This is a genomic window from Chryseobacterium sp. CCNWLW53, assembly GCF_037083525.1.
GTDB lineage: Bacteria > Bacteroidota > Bacteroidia > Flavobacteriales > Weeksellaceae > Chryseobacterium > Chryseobacterium lathyri.
Map to the genome: position 1 here is coordinate 38,925 of NZ_JBAOJR010000004.1, position 16,225 is coordinate 55,149.

General features: G+C 38.7%; 18 protein-coding genes. 5 read left to right on the top strand and 13 right to left on the bottom strand.

What is annotated here, in order from left to right; all coding sequences use genetic code 11:
- Window positions 1-54: 54 nt before the first annotated feature.
- From V6R96_RS13305 to V6R96_RS13320, 4 genes are all read right to left on the bottom strand, one after another.
- Window positions 55-624 (bottom strand): Crp/Fnr family transcriptional regulator, encoded by a 570-nt coding sequence (locus V6R96_RS13305; protein ID WP_223559446.1) that lies wholly within the window; start codon window positions 622-624, stop codon window positions 55-57.
- A 40-nt stretch (window positions 625-664) separates the two neighbouring features.
- A complete protein-coding gene (locus V6R96_RS13310) occupies window positions 665-1,447 on the bottom strand; it encodes a siderophore-interacting protein (RefSeq protein WP_336379502.1) in 783 nt (260 codons plus the stop codon).
- Window positions 1,448-1,457: 10 nt separating this feature from the next.
- Window positions 1,458-2,633 carry an MFS transporter gene (locus tag V6R96_RS13315; RefSeq protein WP_336379501.1) on the bottom strand — a complete coding sequence of 392 codons (1,176 nt, stop codon included), beginning with the start codon at window positions 2,631-2,633 and terminating at the stop codon, window positions 1,458-1,460.
- A gap of 85 nt (window positions 2,634-2,718) precedes the next feature.
- Window positions 2,719-3,327 carry a hypothetical protein gene (locus V6R96_RS13320; RefSeq protein ID WP_336379500.1) on the bottom strand — a complete coding sequence of 203 codons (609 nt, stop codon included), beginning with the start codon at window positions 3,325-3,327 and terminating at the stop codon, window positions 2,719-2,721.
- Window positions 3,328-3,959: 632 nt separating this feature from the next.
- Here V6R96_RS13320 and V6R96_RS13325 point away from each other — a divergent pair.
- The gene (locus V6R96_RS13325; protein ID WP_040995112.1) at window positions 3,960-4,304 is read left to right on the top strand and encodes a mannan-binding lectin; all 345 of its coding nucleotides are present in this window, start codon (window positions 3,960-3,962) and stop codon (window positions 4,302-4,304) included.
- A gap of 75 nt (window positions 4,305-4,379) precedes the next feature.
- Here the strand turns inward: V6R96_RS13325 and V6R96_RS13330 are convergent, their stop codons facing one another.
- On the bottom strand, window positions 4,380-5,162 hold the full coding sequence (locus V6R96_RS13330) for an AraC family transcriptional regulator (RefSeq protein ID WP_336379499.1): 783 nt from the start codon (window positions 5,160-5,162) through the stop codon (window positions 4,380-4,382).
- A gap of 72 nt (window positions 5,163-5,234) precedes the next feature.
- Here V6R96_RS13330 and V6R96_RS13335 point away from each other — a divergent pair, with 72 nt between their 5' ends.
- Complete coding sequence (locus V6R96_RS13335) at window positions 5,235-6,440, top strand: MFS transporter (RefSeq protein ID WP_228452524.1); 1,206 nt, start codon at window positions 5,235-5,237, stop codon at window positions 6,438-6,440.
- Window positions 6,441-6,640: 200 nt separating this feature from the next.
- Here V6R96_RS13335 and V6R96_RS13340 read toward each other — a convergent pair whose 3' ends face one another.
- Window positions 6,641-7,075, bottom strand: coding sequence for a nuclear transport factor 2 family protein (locus V6R96_RS13340; protein WP_336379498.1), 435 nt, complete (start codon window positions 7,073-7,075; stop codon window positions 6,641-6,643).
- Window positions 7,076-7,200: 125 nt separating this feature from the next.
- On the opposite strand from V6R96_RS13340, the gene V6R96_RS13345 reads away from it, so the two are divergent.
- Complete coding sequence (locus V6R96_RS13345) at window positions 7,201-7,605, top strand: helix-turn-helix domain-containing protein (RefSeq protein WP_223559453.1); 405 nt, start codon at window positions 7,201-7,203, stop codon at window positions 7,603-7,605.
- Window positions 7,606-7,637: 32 nt separating this feature from the next.
- On the opposite strand, the gene V6R96_RS13350 is transcribed toward V6R96_RS13345, so the two are convergent.
- Together V6R96_RS13350 and V6R96_RS13355 are read right to left on the bottom strand one after the other, a co-directional pair.
- Window positions 7,638-8,345, bottom strand: a complete 708-nt coding sequence (locus tag V6R96_RS13350; protein ID WP_336379496.1) for a DUF421 domain-containing protein — start codon at window positions 8,343-8,345, stop codon at window positions 7,638-7,640.
- A gap of 92 nt (window positions 8,346-8,437) precedes the next feature.
- Window positions 8,438-9,199 (bottom strand): MBL fold metallo-hydrolase, encoded by a 762-nt coding sequence (locus V6R96_RS13355; RefSeq protein ID WP_336379495.1) that lies wholly within the window; start codon window positions 9,197-9,199, stop codon window positions 8,438-8,440.
- Window positions 9,200-9,291: 92 nt separating this feature from the next.
- Between V6R96_RS13355 and V6R96_RS13360 the strand changes: the two genes are divergently transcribed.
- Entirely contained in the window at window positions 9,292-9,609 is a 318-nt protein-coding gene (locus V6R96_RS13360; RefSeq protein ID WP_111953480.1) for a helix-turn-helix domain-containing protein, read from the top strand.
- Here the strand turns inward: V6R96_RS13360 and bioA are convergent.
- From bioA to V6R96_RS13385, 5 genes are all read right to left on the bottom strand, one after another.
- Window positions 9,563-10,885 (bottom strand): adenosylmethionine--8-amino-7-oxononanoate transaminase, encoded by a 1,323-nt coding sequence (gene bioA / locus V6R96_RS13365; RefSeq protein ID WP_336379494.1) that lies wholly within the window; start codon window positions 10,883-10,885, stop codon window positions 9,563-9,565. The genes V6R96_RS13360 and bioA overlap by 47 nt on opposite strands.
- A 111-nt stretch (window positions 10,886-10,996) precedes the next feature.
- Window positions 10,997-11,983 carry a biotin synthase BioB gene (gene bioB, locus V6R96_RS13370; protein WP_336379493.1) on the bottom strand — a complete coding sequence of 329 codons (987 nt, stop codon included), beginning with the start codon at window positions 11,981-11,983 and terminating at the stop codon, window positions 10,997-10,999.
- Between the two features lie 2 nt (window positions 11,984-11,985).
- Window positions 11,986-12,600, bottom strand: coding sequence for a dethiobiotin synthase (gene bioD / locus V6R96_RS13375; protein ID WP_336379492.1), 615 nt, complete (start codon window positions 12,598-12,600; stop codon window positions 11,986-11,988).
- A 48-nt stretch (window positions 12,601-12,648) separates the two neighbouring features.
- Complete coding sequence (locus V6R96_RS13380) at window positions 12,649-13,749, bottom strand: aminotransferase class I/II-fold pyridoxal phosphate-dependent enzyme (RefSeq protein WP_336379491.1); 1,101 nt, start codon at window positions 13,747-13,749, stop codon at window positions 12,649-12,651.
- On the bottom strand, window positions 13,742-14,365 hold the full coding sequence (locus V6R96_RS13385; RefSeq protein WP_336379490.1) for a hypothetical protein: 624 nt from the start codon (window positions 14,363-14,365) through the stop codon (window positions 13,742-13,744). Before V6R96_RS13385 ends, V6R96_RS13380 begins: the two co-directional genes overlap by 8 nt.
- A 65-nt stretch (window positions 14,366-14,430) precedes the next feature.
- Between V6R96_RS13385 and V6R96_RS13390 the strand changes: the two genes are divergently transcribed.
- Entirely contained in the window at window positions 14,431-15,918 is a 1,488-nt protein-coding gene (locus V6R96_RS13390; RefSeq protein ID WP_336379489.1) for a PLP-dependent aminotransferase family protein, read from the top strand.
- The last annotated feature ends 307 nt before the right edge of the window (window positions 15,919-16,225 follow it).

Below are 16,225 nucleotides of genomic sequence, written 5' to 3' on the forward strand. Positions count from 1 at the left end.
GCAAATTTGCAGACTGTCCGATCCTGAAACATTGATTTGGGTCAAAAAAGAAACTTAAAGTTTTGATTTTAACCGGCTTAATGTTTCCTGCGAAATATTGAGATAGGAAGCCACCATTTTATTGGAAAGCCTCCGTACGATAATAGGGTTTTCATCCAGCAGCTGGCGGTACTTTTCAAGGGCGTCCTGCACCAGAAAAGACATCAATCTCCTGGTATTGTTTACATAAGCCATTTCAAGGTATTTTCTGTAGAATTTCTCCCACTGCGGGATCTCATCCAGCAGATGATAAAAGCTGCCGTGCGTTATATAATACACCTCCGAATCTTCCACAGCCTGTATAAATTCATCAGAAGGTTCTGATGTGATAAAACTGACCAGTGCGGTAGCAAACTGATTTTCAAAAGCAAAATATCGTGTAGAATCCTGGCCTTCTTCATTGATAAAGAAAATCCGGAGACAGCCTTTAACCACAAAGAAAGTCCGCTGGCTGGACTGCCCGTTGGCGAGCAGCAGCTCATTCTTTTTCAGTTTCATCGGTCTGAAATGGGAAAGAATGATGTTCAGCTCCTCTTCTGTTACCGATATTTTGCTTTTAATGTATGAAGCTAATAGTTCTTCCATAAATCTGAAATCAGTCCTGAGCAAATGTAGCAATAAAAGCTCAATCTCCCTGTACCGACCTGTCTTTGGAGGTTTCATCTTCCGATTGGCCTGCTTTCCAGTAAGAAACTGCATGCATGCCGTGGGAATCCCAGTTGAGTTCTGTTTTAAAATAGCTCCGGAGTTCTTTTACAGTACTGTATTCTGCCGTGACATATATATACTTTTTCAGTATTCCAGCGGGAAATTCAATTTTTTTGACAAAATCTGCAATACGGCTTCCTTTTTCGGGATGAGGATTATAAAGCCATTCTACGGAGAGTTCTGCTCTTGAACACAGCATGATTTCGTCTTCCTTTCCGGGAACTTCGAGCAGTATTTTTGCAGTTACATAAGAAGGCAGCAGTTCTGCAACAGCGCAGATCACAGGAAGTGCCGTAGCATCACCAACGAGTAAATAAAAGTCTGCATCAGGAACCAGTGGCCGGGTGCTTTCCTTCATTCCTATTTCCAATGTATCCCCTGGTTTTGCATTAAGCGCCCATAGAGAGGCGGGGCCGGTTTCACCATGAGCAGCAAAATCAATCATCAGTTCGCGGCTGTCCAGATCGATCTTGCGGTTGGTATAGGTTCTGGTCAGGAATAAAGGTTCCTGACTTTGATCTGTCATACCTGTTGGAATAAATAATTTATTGTTGGATCCGGATTGTACGTTTCTTAATAATTCAACCTGATTTTCTTCAATTTTAAAGATTACTCTGATAAAATGAGGACTAAGATATTGTTTATTTTTAACGGTAAATACCGAACGTATTTTTCTTGATATAGCTGGATTATTTGTCATTACTTCAAGTTTATTTTTTGTTGAATAATAAAATGATTATAGAAATGATGCAACTCAATCCTCCAAACAGATACACCGCCTGATAATTGAACCATCCCGCAGCAAGACCTGCAGCCGGGCCCGCCAATCCCAGTGAAAGATCCACAAAAGCCACATAGGCGCCTAAAGCTGTTCCTCTCATTTGTGGTTTTACTTTTTGAATGGCCAGCACACCCAATGCCGGAAAAATCAGGGAAAACCCTACTCCTGTAAGCCCACAGCCAAGAATAGCCATTGCTTTTGATGCCGAGGTCCAGATGATGATCTGCCCTGCAGCTTCGATTATCAGAGAAATAAAAGCAATTCTGAAGCCTCCGTATTTGTCAGGAAATGAAGCAAATAAAATTCTTGTCAATACATAACAGGCCCCGAAAGTTATAAACGCCAGTGACGCATCACCCCAGTTTTTCTCCGTAAAAAACAGTCCCACAAAAGAAGCAATACATCCGAATGCCATAGAGGAAAATGCAAGGCTTAATCCCTGTCCGGATACCGCTCCTATAACTTTGTAAAAAGGAGTTCTTATATGCCCTTTATCCACAGGAATGGAAGGCAGTTTCGCTGTGGAAATCCAGCTGACAAACGGCAGTAGCATGATCAGGATAAATGCCGGAAGCACTCCAAAATCTTTACTCATCCAGATACTCAACGGAGCACCAACAGCAATTCCGGCATACATGGCAATACCGTTCCAGGTCATTACTTTTCCTGAATTCTGATGCCCTACAAGGCCAATCCCCCAGGTTAATGCTCCTGTAACCAGAAAACTTTCACCAACACCGTGAATCATTCTGGCAAGCAGGAGAAATACTAGCGCTGTCTGGGGTGATGCCTGGAAACTTACCGCAAGAATATAGGCTATACCTGCAATAACGGATAGCAAAACTCCCAGCATTTTGCTTTTCTTTGCTCCTTTTGTATCTGTAATTTTTCCGGAGTAAGCACGGGTTAAAAGTGTTGCCAGTGATTGTAAGCCGATTACCATTCCTATGATGATACTGTTAAATCCTAAATTGTTCTGGACAAATTTCGGAAGCACACCTAAAGAAATTCCTATCGTAAGATATATGGCAAATACCGATAGGATAATAGGCATTGTGGCTGTATAGAAATTAATAGTCTGTCCTTTTTCTAATGTTGCACTCATAATTTTGTTTAAAATATTCGGTGCAAATGTCCTGTTACAGACAAAAAAAAACTTTGACTTAAGTCAAAAAACAACCTACAGGAATTTATTCAAAATCCAGAAAACCATCTGTCAGCTTTTTCCACTGGACCTTAGAAATTCCCATCATTCCTCCTACGGCAACCATAAGATTTCTGATAACATCAATATATCCGGCGTTAAAATTCGGCGTTTCATTCCGTCCGTAGACTGCGGCTTTTAGATGAGTAGGCGTTCTCGCGATCATAAAAGTTGAGGTTGCTATAGAGCTGTAAAAATGGGCAATATGACTGTTTTTTCTGTTCTGAGGATTTATGGAGGGTCTGCACGTTATTAAAATGCTTTCCGAATAGTTATCTTCCTGAAAGCAGATATCAGTAACTTCTACCCAGTCATACCCTTTGGCTTCAGTTTCTCCCGGTCCGGGAATATCAATTCTCATAAAATCTCCTTTCTGAGGTGGTCTTTCAGCAATATTTCCTTTTGAATCATAAAGTTTAAAGGCTGCAAATCCTTTACCGCAATAGCTTTTCCAACGGCTCACTGAAAAAAATCTTTGTTTCAAAATATCAAACTTGATCGGTAAAAGTGTCGGTTCAAACTGCTTCTGGCTTTCTGTATCGTGAAATCCACCGGATTGCTGTTGTGGAACTCTGTTGATCTGCTTAGGCTTCATTGTACTGGATTTTATACTAATTTATAAAATATGAAAGTGTTTCTTTATGAGCACGATCATAACCCCATGATAAAAGCCTCTCGATGGAGAGGCTGATGTTAAAACTTAAATGTATCGGGATAAATGGATTTAACTGTTATAAGGGTCGTAAAGAAAATGGAGAAAGAAAAAACAGTAAGAATACAGAATGGCAAAATATTTTATTGACCTTTTAAATTGCCCTGAATCATTGGATGAAATTATTCAATTGTACCATTTATATTATTGGAATCTTTTTAATTTATTTTTTGTTTTATGATAATATATGATTGCTAAATTTCACGGTTATGGTAAGAAAAGCATTATTGAACGAGTTCTTATTTTTAATTAGAATTAATGTTTTTTTAATATTTATACTTATATGATGTTTTGCATAATATATTTTTTACTTATATTTGTAGATCGAAATAATTTTTTTTCATCATTTGTGTTTTTTTAAGGTCTCCTCCTTTAGGGGACCTTTTTCATTTTAGCCTATGATTTTTTGTAACTAAGTGTAAATACGGAATGGTAAATTTGGTATTTTCTACGCTATCATATATCTCATTAAAGTGACAACTTTGTAATGTTAAACAACTTAAAAACATTACACCATGTCAACATTCAAAATCAATATCATTGCAGGTCCGCTTTGGAGCAATGATGAAGCACAAAAAATCGGAGGTCGTATTGCTGCGGCACATTTAGGAAAATTCACTGGACAATGGAGCACTATTGTCGAAGGTCAGATGAGCGTTATCGAAGTTGAATATGATACGCAACCATCAGGAAGCACAGAATATACTATGGACGTTTTAGCAGGACCAATCTGGAGCAACGAAGATGCTAAAGAAATATGCCCTTCAATCTGTGCTTCTTACGGAGGAACCTGGAACGGACAGTGGACAACAGTCGTTGAAGGCAAAATGAGCGTTTGCGGATGCACATTTAAGTTCTAGAACTTATTTAGATTAATATGAATCTCTGGGGCAACCTGGAGATTTTTTTTGCTCTGATAATAATTTACAGCTGAATTATTGAGTAGTTTTTATAAAATCCGTAGGTCTGGACTGCATTACAGACTGGAAACTTCTTGTAAAGGCCTGAACACTCTTATACCCTACTTTGTATGCTGTTTCGGAAATGGTATGGTCGCCGGAGCTCAGCAGTTCCAGGCTTTTAATAATTCTTAGTATCTGCTGGTATTTGGCCAGTGTTATTCCGGTCTCTTTTTTAAAAATGCGTTCTATTGTGCGTAAGGAAAGCATTGAAATTTCACTCAGATCTTCCATTCTTATGTCCTCCTGGTAATGACTGTGAAGATATTCAATAGATTTAGATAACCTTTTATCTTCAGGAAGTCTGATATAAAGTTGTAAGGAATGTTCCACAAAATGAGGAAGCTCATTAAAAAGCGCTTGTAAGAAAAGTGCTTCATCCGGATCTTTTGAAATGCTTTTTGACCATTTTTCTGCATACTTTATCATTTCTTTCAGAACAGGAGGAACGGAAAAAACATTAATCTTATGATGAAAAGCACTGCTTTTTTCTACATCAGCGAACATGATCATCAGTTTAATTTTTTCAGAGTGTGAATTGGTTTTATGAATGGCACCCGGAGGAATCCAGGCTGCGTGGTTTTGAGGAAGAAGGTAGATCTTCCCGTCGACCGTAATATACTGGAATCCACTTTCTACATACACGAGCTGGCCTTTTTGGTGAGAATGAAGAATGTCATCATGCCGCCAGCCTTCTTCAAACCAGACAAAATAGGGCTTCTTCAGCTGATCAATATCTATAGTGTCGTGAACATTCATGTCGTTTTACGTTAAAACTTTGGCAAAATTAAATAAAACTGCTGAATTAATTTTGCATCAAATATTAATTATATGATGAAGAGCGAATCAAGAAAGAATGCTTCTTATATTCTGATGGTGGTCAATATACTGGTTGTGATCCTGGTATCCAGTAATCTGAGATCTCCTATTATCTCTGTTTCCCCGGTATTGGGTGATATACGGCATGCCTTGAATCTGGATAGTTTTCAGGTGAGCCTACTTACTTCTATTCCACTGTTTATGTTTGCAACATGTTCCGTTTTAGTGAGCAGATTTTCACATAAATTCAGTATCAGCCGGTTTCTGATGTATTCCCTGATTATTTTAAGTTTCGGACTGTTCCTAAGGATTACGGGATCTCTATGGACTCTTTTCACAGGATCTGTGTTTATAGGTTTGGGAATCTGTATCGGAAATGTAGTTACTCCGGGTTATATCAAGAATAATTTTCCTAAACAGATCGGTTTGATGACCGGAATTTTTGCAGTTTCTATGAATCTTACAGCTGCATTAGCCTCAGGCTTCAGCGTAAGGATCGGAGAATGGACGGGATTCGGATGGCGTGGCTCCCTGGGAATCTGGCTGATCATTGCCGGACTGGGACTTTTTGTCCTTATCCTGGAGCTGATATTCAATAAAAAGAATCCGGGACAGGCAAAAGCAGCTTTAAGTGTTTCTGATTTTAATATGTTTAAATCTGCGCAGGCATGGAATATCAGTGTATTTATGGGGCTGCAGTCTTTATTTTATTACTGCATGATGGCCTGGTTGCCTTCATTTCTTACTGATTGTAAAATGGAAGGTGAAAATGCGGGATGGGTCCTGTTTTTTATTCAGATTACCATGATCCCGATTACTTTCTGTGCTCCGATTATTGCCGGGAAAATGAAGGATCAGCGGATCCTGATCATACTTATCTGCAGTTTAATGTTCGGAAGTACGATGATGTTCGTCTGGCTGCAGTCGCAATGGATCTATGCTAATGCTGTCATTATCGGTATTTCTAATGGTTTGTCTTTCAGCCTGTCTATTTTGTTTTTTTCAACAAGAACGAAAAATAGCGCCAATGCGGTAAAAATATCTGGAATGGCACAGTCTGTGGGGTACCTGATTGCTGCATTCGGGCCTCCGGTTTTTGGAAAACTTCATGACTGGGATGCATCCTGGAAAAGCTCTTTTTATTTTTTGAGTTTCGCTGTTATCCTGATGTTTTATTTCGGAATGAAGGCGGCCAGGAATAAATGTGTGGAAGATTAAAAAAAATAAAAGAAGTCACACTAAGAGACTTCTGTATTTTTTTTCATTTTCATCGTTTTAAAACAAAACAAAATTAAAACCTCACAAAGAAATCTCTGTGAGGTTCAATTAATCTTTGAAAAGCTCAAAAGTAAGAGAACATTTGCTCTTCATATGAAATTATTTTCTCCATTTATTTAAGCCTACATTCATCTGAATTATTAAAAAAGCCTGGCTTCTACAATGGTGAAATAACCTATACGATCTTTTATGAGCCATTTCCCATCCTGATATACATATTGGTCATCATATTTTACACTATAATCCGTCAGAGTATCTTTGCCTTCTGTCTCACGAATCATTTTAATCTGGGAAAAAGAGGTACCTGTAGCAGTATTTCCATCTATTTCCACAGTATGCTGTCCGTTTAGTGTGAAATAGGTTTTAACCTGCGAAGCATGGCCATTAAATTCGTTTTCAAGTTTTTCTCTTCCCACAGTTTCTCCTGCCAGAAAGTCTCCCATATATGCTTTGTAGGTAGCATCCGATGTAAATAATTCCATTTGTTCTGCAATCTTTTTTTCATCGCCCAAGGATGCATAGGCATCAATTAAGTTTCTTAATTCTTCTTTTGTTTTTAAAATTTCTAATGTCATACTTTTAATTTTAATAAGGTTTTAAAATCTTTATTTGCTTGTTATTGTCTGACAAAACTATAGTATATTTGCTTACAATTTATTAGTCGTTACCAAAAGGTTAGTGACTAATGAAAACCTTAGTTATGGCAAAAGAGAAAGAAAATCAATCAGATAGCAAGGCATTTACAGAAGAATGCAGTACTGTTTTAATGGCCGTTTCAGATGCGCTTTATGCTATTGGAGGCAAATGGAAACTGATGATTATTATTGCAATGGCGAGGGGGAATAAAAGATTTACAGAGATTCAAAGACAGGTGAACGGCATATCTGCAAGGGTACTTTCCAGTGAGCTTAAAGAATTGGAGCTGAACGGATTTATTGTAAAAAAAGTTTCTGTTGGCTATCCTGTAAGTATTGAATATGAATTGCTGCCCTACAGTCATACCCTTGAAGAATTGGTAGGAGCTATGACCAGATGGGGAATACAGCATAGACAGAAAATTAAAAGCGAGATGTCCGCAGGAGGAAAGTCTTCCAGTACAAAATAAAAGGTTGATCACTGTATATCTGATATATTGATTTATGTCACTCTTCTTTTTTCACTTGCTTCCATCCATTCATCTTTTTGACATTTTGAGCAGTTTCCAGCATTTCCTTCCGTTTTAAATTCGGTATGTCCACAGAAGATACATGAATATTGACTTTCTTTATGAATTCTTTTTAATGGATTTTTTAATGAATCCGGCATAATGGGAAGGCCGTATTTTACATCTTTATCTTCATAGTAAAATACACTGATCTCCCCGGAAATTTCTTCAATAGCTGTTTCAATCTGCCCAAGCTGTGAAACACCCTTCAACCTGAGCTCTGCAAAAAATTCATCGCTTCCCAAGTTTTCTTTTTTAAAGTTTTCAATAGCAAATTCACCGTCTTTGATCAGGCAGATGGAACTTCCTTCCACCAGTTTCTCAAATTTTTTGCTTCTTCCTATAAAAAAAGTGACAATGCTGTATAAAAGAATGATGACTATAAAAACAAGAATGGAAGAAATAATACCAACATCTTTATTGAACATAGGATCACCAGCCGCAGAACCTAAACCGATAATAACGACCAGCTCAAAAATAGAAAGCTGCTTTACCCCTCTTTTTCCTAAAATCCTCAGGCCAATAATAATGGCCAGGAACATGATCATAGTCCGTAATATGATTTCCAGAAGAAAAGACCATTCTTCGTGTCCCAGAAATAATTCTTTCCAGTTGAGTTCTAAGAGAAATGGGGATAGCATAGAAATTAATTTAGAGAAGGTATCCAAAAAATGAGCCATCCCCCAACCCATTCTTCTTAAAGATTAATAGATTTTAAACTCTTTTAAATTAATTATAAAGAATATTCCATCCCGTCCTGCAGAACTAAGCATCTGTTCTCCAGATTGTTTTCATTGATCTTCTTCTGAATGTATTCACGGCTTTCCTTACAGTGGCTGACTGCTTCAAGATGCGTGACCAAGATGGAGGCATTGGGTGCATATTCACAAAGTTTGATGATGTCTTCACTGGTCATAATAATAGGATCTCCCACTGCAAAAGTGGCTGCACCTCCGGCTACAACAATATGCTGAGGCAGATGCTTATCGATCTCTGCTGCAATTCTTTCATACCAGATACTGTCACCAACGACATAGAGAGTTTGATCTTCTGTTTTAAAGACAAATCCGTTTACTTTACCCATTTTCTCCCCTATTTCTCCGGTTCCGTGCTGCCCTTCTGTAATTGAAATATTGATATTTTCCCAGATGATACTGTCTTTAATAGAAATTATATTCTTAAAACCTGACTCTGCTATCTTTTCTGCAATGATCTCAGGGCAGATCACAGGAATATTTTTATCTAAAAATTCAATAGCTTTTTCGTCCCAATGATCAGGATGAAGATGAGTTACAGCTACCGCATCAATTTTTGACAGTTTATCTTTTAATTCCTCTTCACTGAACGGAAGGTCAACCAAGGGATTCAGCAGTTCGCTATCTGTCATTGGAAGCTTTCCCAAAGAACCTTTTGCCCCAAGCATGGGATCAATTAAAATATTTTTTCCTCCTATTTGGAGCAGTAATGTGGCATTGCGCCATAATTCCAGTTTCATTTTGTTTAATTTTGTACTGCAAAACTATGGTTAAACCAAGGGTAAATAATAGACGGTTACCAAAAGGTTAACCATATATATAAAAGTTACCGATGAATTTTGAAGAATTTAAAAACTGCGGGCTTAGACGAAGCCTTGATATTCTTTCCGGAAAATGGAAACCGCTGATCCTTCTGAATCTTTTTGAGGAAGATCAGGTACGGTTTATAGAATTGTGGCGTAAAATGCCGAGGGTTTCAAAGAAAGTGCTTTCTGAACAGCTGAAACAGATGGAGGAAAATCATATCATTCAACGGATTGAAGTCTATAATTTTCCTCCTGAAGTCTATTATAAGGTGACTGATAAAGCCCGGAAATTAGGTCCTATTCTTGATCAGCTGCATGCATGGGGCAATGATCTTGATTCTTAAAAGTATTCAATACCTCCAAAATATTCCGGTAAATAAAATCAAGTTCTTCTGATGTGATGCAATACGGCGGAACCAGATACATAACATTCCCCAGCGGACGCATAATGATCCCGCGCTTAAGAAATTCATCATAGAGGACCTTTCCAATCTGGTTAAAATAAGAAGTGTGTTGATCTGTTTTATACTCAAAAGCCAGAATGGTCCCGGTCTGACGTACATTTTCAACATGTGAATGCTTTGAAAGAATTTTAGAAAAATCGGAATGTTGGTTGTTGATACGATCAATGGCTGTTAATGTTTCTTCCTGCAATAAAAGCTCCATGCTGGCCAGAGCCGCAGTACACGCTAAAGGATTAGCCGTAAAAGAATGTCCGTGAAACAGGGTTTTATACTTATCGTCAGATAAAAAGGCATTAAAAATTTCCTGCGAACAGGTGGTAATTCCCATAGGCATTGTTCCTCCGGTGAGGCCTTTTGAGAAACACATAATATCCGGCATTTCCGTCAGGTGATTGGCCGCAAACAGTTTTCCGGTTCTCCCGAAACCTGTGAATACTTCATCTTGGATCATCAGAATTTCTTTGCTTCTGCAGAATTTCATCAGTTCATCCAGATGTTTAGCCTCATACATCAGCATTCCTGCTGCGCCCTGTACCAATGGTTCATAGATAAAACAGGCTGTTTCTTCTGCCAGATCTTTAATCTGAATTTTTAAACTTTCCAGATTTTCTGCGTTAGGTGTATCGATAAAGATCACCTCAAAGAGCATACTTCCGAAAGGTTTTGTCCAGACACTTCTCCCGCTCACAGACATCGCCCCGAAGGTATCGCCGTGATAAGCATTTTTAAAAGCCAGAATCTTCGTTTTTTCTTTCCCTGAATTATAGGCGTACTGAATACACATCTTCAGCGCTGCTTCCACCGCTGTGGAACCATTATCCGAATAAAAAACCTTTTTCTGGTTCTTCGGAAGCAGGTTCAACAGGTTTTCTGAAAGCTGAACAGCCGGTTCATGCGTAAATCCCGCAAAAATAACCTGTTCCAGAGTATTCAGCTGCTGAAAAACACGTTCTGCAATATAGGGATGAGCATGACCGTGCAAAGTCACCCACCAGGATGAAACGGCATCAATGTATTTTTTTCCTTCCTCATCATATAAATAGACGCCTTTTCCTTGTACTATAGGCACTGCATCTCCTGCTGTTTTCATCTGCGTGTAGGGATGCCAGTTGACGGCTTTATCTCTTGACTGTAGAGATTGTATGGATGTATTCATTTTTTTTTAATTAGAAGTTAGAAATTAGAGGTTAGAAGTTAGTGAGATGATCGTTCCATAAGCCAATTGTAGCTTTATAACCTGTAACTGGTACCCCTCTCCCGAAACTCATTAACAACAACTATTTTCCTTCATCTTCATCGGTTTCAGGCCCAGTTTTTCCAGCATCTGCATATCTTCGGAAACTCCCGGATTAGGGGTTACCAATAGTGTTTCTCTTTCTCCTGTGAAGATGGAATTGGCTCCGGCCATAAAGCACCACGCCTGCTCTGTTTCATTCATTTCAATACGTCCGGCGCTTAATCTCACCATGGAGGAAGGCATGACAATCCTGGCGGTAGCAATCATTCTGACCATTTCCCAGGTATCTACTTTTTCGTTGTCTTCAAGCGGCGTTCCTGCTACTCTCGCTAAAGCGTTGATGGGAACTGATTCCGGATGTTTTGGCATGGTGGCTAAGGTTAAAAGCATTGAAATTCTGTCTCTGTGCGTTTCACCAAGACCTATAATTCCTCCTGAACATACCGTTATTCTTGCTTTTCTTACATTATTGATGGTATTGATCCTGTTATCGAATGTTCTGGTTGAGATAATTTCTTCGTAATACTGTTCAGAAGTATCTAGATTGTGGTTGTAAGCATATAAACCTGCTTCCTGAAGACGAATGGCCTGCTCTTCGGTAAGCATTCCTAACGTACAGCACACTTCCAGTCCAAGTTCATTTACGCCTTTTACCATATCGATTACCCTGTCGAAATCTCTGTTGTTACGGACTTCACGCCATGCTGCAGCCATACAGAAACGGGAAGAGCCACTGTCTTTTGCTTTTTGAGCGTGGGCAATCACGGTTTCTGTCGGAAGCAATGCCTGCACTTTGATATTAGTATGGTAACGGGCAGCCTGACCACAATAAGAGCAGTCTTCGGGACATCCTCCCGTTTTGATGGATAATAAGGTAGAGATCTGTACTTCTGACGGATCATGCCATTCACGGTGTACTGTTGATGCTTTATAGATCAGCTCCAGCAAAGGCTGGTGATAAATTTCTTCTATTTCTTCTTTTGTCCAGTTGTTTCTGATGGTTGTTTTTTTATCCATTATCATAAATTTGTTTTTGTTAATTGTTCTGCGGCAGCTTTAATGCTGACTTTAGTTGGCTGGTCGATTTCAGGAATGTAGATAGTTCTGGTTTCTCTTTTCATAAAGTTACAGATCACTCTTTCGGTATCTGGAGGGAAATTTCCATTGAAAATCAGGTATTCCAGCTTAAGTTTTCTTTGTTTTAAGGCCATGATGGAAAGTAAGCTGTGGTTAATGCATCCTAAATAATTTCTGACGACTAACGCTACAGGAAGATTAAGTTTTTCTATAAGGTCTATCATAAAAATCTCATCCGAAAGCGGGACCATAAGCCCTCCCGCTCCTTCTACGATTAGTTTGTTATCTGTTTTGGGAAGCTGAAACTGATCTAAACTGATTTCTATATTTTCTTCCCTGGCAGACTGATGTGGTGATGCAGCCAGCTGAAGACGGTAAGTTTCCGGATGGCAGACAGTATTCTCTGTCCATGATTCTATTTTATGGCTGTCCGTATAGTCGAGATCCCCGGATTGCACAGGTTTCCAGTAATCAGCTTTAAAATATTGTGTTAAAACAGCGGAGCATACTGTTTTTCCTACTTCGGTGCCGATTCCGGTGATAAATATTTGATTCATTTGATGTTACAGGTTGAAAGATTCGGAGTTGATGTTTATTGATTCGTCTTAAATAAATTCTTTAATAATTCTCGTGAGTTCTACAACTTCTTCTTCTGTATTAAAGCTGTGGAGGCATATTCTGAGTCTTTCGGTTCCTGCTTTTACAGTGGGACTGTAGACGGCGTAGGTTAAGAAATTATTATCAGATAGTGTTTTCTGTAAACTTCTCGATTGTTGATTATCCGGCATCAATACGGCCTGTATCGGGCTCAATTCTGAAGATGGGGTTTTAATATTTTGATTCCTGAAAGTTTCAATATTCTTTTGAAGTCTTTCTGACAGTTCTGGTTTTTGCTTTAAGAATTCATAGCCTGTTTGAATAGCCATCCATAAAAAATCCTGAGCAGCAGTGGTATAGATAAAAGGAGATGCAAAATTCACTAAATAGGATTTTATGGTTTCATCACACAAAATAGCGGCACCATGTGCTCCTAAAGCTTTTCCATAAGTCATTACGGCGGCAAAAACATCATTCTGTAACTGATTCTTCTCAATCAGGCCATATCCGAAAACACCAAAAGCATGGGCTTCATCTACAATCAGTGCTGCATTATATTTTTTGGCTAAAGCTGCAATTTCCCGGAGAGGGGCAAGATCTCCATCCATCGAATACAGGCTTTCTATAGCAATATAACAGGGCCCGGTCTGCTTTTTCAGAATACTTTCCAGATCTTCCGGATCATTGTGACGGAATTTTAGTTTTTTAGCATGTGACATTCTGCAGGCATCATGAACTGAACGGTGAATCTGCTCATCTACAATAATCGTGTCATGACGGTCCGGCAGCGTAGAAAATAAGGCCAGATTTGCATTGTAACCGGAAGAAAAAAGAAGAGCTGCTGGGTATTGATGCTGTTCAGCAATGTATTTTTCTGTTTCATCAACAATATTGCTGTTTCCGCTGATCAGTCTTGAACCGGAGCTTCCTGAAAGAAGTTTAGGATTTTCCTGAACATTCCGAAGCAACTGTAATTGAAGTTCTTCATTTCCCGCTAAGCCAAGATAATCATTGGAATAAAAATCAACACCCTCTATTTTGGGTTTTAAAGCTCTTAATATGCCCGCTTCTTTTCTTTTATCAAGCACTTCCTGAAATTTTTTAAGCATAATCCAACTGTGAAACTTCTTCTGCTATGGCATTGATCCACTGATCATGCAGTTCTTTTTCTATCGTCAGGATATTTTCTGCATGCAATTTCCAGTCTGCGGAGAATTCATTTAATTGATTGATCATTTCCTCAAGATGCCCTTCTTCTTCCAGAATAATAGATTTCACCATAATCCTCGAAGATTCCTTGGTCAGAATATCCTGATAAACCGGATATAGCTCATCTGCACGAACTTCAATGGCATAAGTCACAAAAAGATAAGCTGCATATTTCAACTCTTCCTTATTCAGGGCAAATACGGTCTGAAGATACCTGCAAGCCTTTACATCCAGAGAATGAAGATACTGTCGGGTGGCAACTGGGGCCAGAAGTTCGTCTGCTTCATAGGTTTTACATAATTCGGGATCTATTTTGCTGATCTGTTTTTTTAGATAATAAGCATGACGGTGCTCTTCGGCAGCATGTTTCAGCTGAATGAGCGTGACAGAAACCGGATGCTCACACTTAGAGATCTTTCTGGCACCGGCATTTTCCATGAACGAAAGCGTGTTCAGCCATTTGGCATGAGTTCCGTCATCCTGTACAATTCTTTCAAGCAGTTGTTGAAATTCCATAGATTTTTATTTTGAACCAAAATTAGTATATTGCCGGACCATTAAAAGGTGCCAGTTTTAATATTATGGATAGTCCGGTTAAGATTCCTTACCAAAGTTTTATAGAAATTGACAGAGATTCAGAGACTTCAATCTATATGCAGATTGCTAATCAGCTTATTAATGCTATTCAGAGAGGTTTTCTGCCATACGGCACCAAGTTGCCCGGAACCAGAGCCTTCAGTGAAGTGTTGGAAATCCACAGGAATACCGCCGTTGCTGTTTATGATGAATTGTCAGCACAGGGCTGGGTTGAGAGTCTTCCGAACAAGGGAACGTTCATCATCGGAGAAAATCAGGAAAAACCGGTAAAGGTTAAGAATTTTGAAAAAAATAACCTTCAGAATTATCCTGAAACGACAGGTTTTTCATTTAAAACTTCGAATATTTTAGATAATCCATTTGAACATTCCGACTGCGAGTATGTTTTTAACGACGGCGTTCCGGATATCAGACTGACTCAGATCGGGCAGCATTCAAGGTTTTACAGCTCTATTCTTAAACGGAAATCCAATCAGAAAATGCTGGGCCACTACAATCATGACGGAAGTGAATTTTTTAAGGAACATCTGTCGCATTATCTTAATCTTTCCCGCGGACTGCCTATTTCAAAGAACAATCTTCTCATTACCCGAAGTACGGAAATGAGTATCTATATCGTTTCCGAAATTCTTCTTTCTGTAGGAGATACTGTATTGGTAGGCGCTTTGAGCTATTTTTCCGTGAATATGATTTTCCAGAAAGCAGGTGTGAATATTGTATCACTCCCGATAGATGAAGAAGGAATTATCGTAGAAAACGTCCGGGAGGCCTGTAAAAAGCAGAAAATCCGGATGCTTTATCTTACTCCGCATCACCACTATCCTACTACTGTTGCTTTAAGTGCACAACGAAGACTTGAGTTGCTCGACCTTGCCCACGAGTATGGTTTTATCATCCTTGAAGATGATTACGATTATGAATTTCATTATGATAAAAGCCCCATTCTTCCGCTGGCAAGTGCAGATACTAAGGGAATGGTGATTTATATCGGATCTTTCGGAAAATCACTGGCTCCGGGATTCAGGACCGGGTTTATTGTTGCTCCGGAAAATCTGATGGCTGAGATGAGGAAATATCTCGGAATTATAGACCGTCAGGGTGATATCTTAATGGAAAGGGCCTTAGGTGAAATGATTGAAGAAGGAGAAATACACCGGTATCTTAAAAAGTCTTTAAAGGTTTATCAGGAAAGGCGGAATCACTTTGCAGAGCTTCTTAAGGAAAATTTAGACGAATTGATACAGTTTCAAAAGCCTTCGGGAGGTCTTGCTTTCTGGCTGGAATGGAATATTCCTGTCAACCTGATGCAGCTAAGCCGGAATTGTGCGCAGAATAATTTGTTTATTCCTAAAACACTACTCTACCAGACGAAAGATATTACGGCAATGAGGCTGGGTTTTGGAAATCTTAACTTTGAGGAAATGGAGAAGAGTATTGACATTCTTTCTGGGCAAGTGAAAAGATTGTTATAAAATTACCTGCCGATTATAACCACAAAAGTCACAAAAGTTTTCTTGAAACACTTAAGTTATTTAAAGTTTAAGAGCCTACTGTAAAATGACACTTAAGTTTTTGTGAAAATCTTTGTTTTCTTTACTATAAAAGAAAAAATATACCTGATTTCTACAACAAAGAAAAATTTTAACCATTAAGGATTATTGAGCTTTTAAGAATATTAAGTTTTAGTTTCGCTTCAAGGCGGACAACTTAAAAAAATCAATGATTTTTTCTTAACTCACCTTACTCTCTTCATTTATCTTAATGTTTAAAAAAGTTTAG